Raw genomic sequence first — 831 nt, 5'->3', positions numbered from 1 at the left:
GTACAGCTGCGGGCTGAGACCGTGCAGTTTTTGTTGGCCATCAGCGTGCTGCAGTTGCCGGTTGAGCTGACCGGCACGATATAGGCGTCCGAGTACTGCCAGCAGGAGGCGCTCTGCGTATAGTCTTTGCCGTTCTGATTTACCGTCCGGCTCCCGCCCGGGTCGGTACACACCGTGCCTGCCGTGCCGGTAGCCTTTGATTTATCGAAGCCGCAGGACTCGCTCCAGACAACCGTTGAGGTAGTCGTGTCGCGCTCGGCCTGTAGTGGGAATATGACCTGGAAAACGTAATTGCCATTGCTGACAGCCCTGATCAGTCCATCACGACCGGTATCATAGTGACCGTCAGTGTTGTAACGCAGGTACAGCGAAACCGTCTGACCTTTAGTAACGCGCTGTGGCGATATCGCTGCGTCACCGTTACGGTTTGGTTTAGCCCTGTCCGTCTGAAAATCCAGTGCCTTAATTGAATACCACAGGCGATCGCCGGATTCCCCGTGGTAGCTGGGGCTTCTGGGGTAGGTAAAAGCCCAGGTTCCGCTGCTTACCACCCCATCATCCGGCACCGTAAAGTCGTAACGTACCCAGTAATTATCAAGGATAACCGCCGTTGAATTGGCCGCATTGAGAACTAACTGGGTGTTGTAAGTCTCACGCGATCCTGTGACCTGAATGCTTCCGGTCCGTGCACACGTCTGCACCTGTGCCACGTCCCGGTCGCAGCTGTAGTTCTCAAACACCGACTTTGACACCACTTTGGTGGTGCACTGCTGGTTCGTGCCGTCCACGATGGAGCCGCTGTTCGCCTCGGCGTTTTTGCCGTTCTGGATA

General features: G+C 56.2%; 1 pseudogene. It reads right to left on the bottom strand.

The annotated features are described in order from the left end of the window. A pseudogene (locus CBW22_RS26865) lies at positions 1-831 on the bottom strand (conjugal transfer protein TraN); the annotation flags it as partial.

Source organism: Pantoea sp. VS1 (assembly GCF_002207995.1).
GTDB lineage: Bacteria > Pseudomonadota > Gammaproteobacteria > Enterobacterales > Enterobacteriaceae > Pantoea > Pantoea dispersa.
The sequence above is the reverse complement of the archived record's forward strand: the minus strand, read 5'-3'. Positions and strand labels throughout refer to the sequence as shown.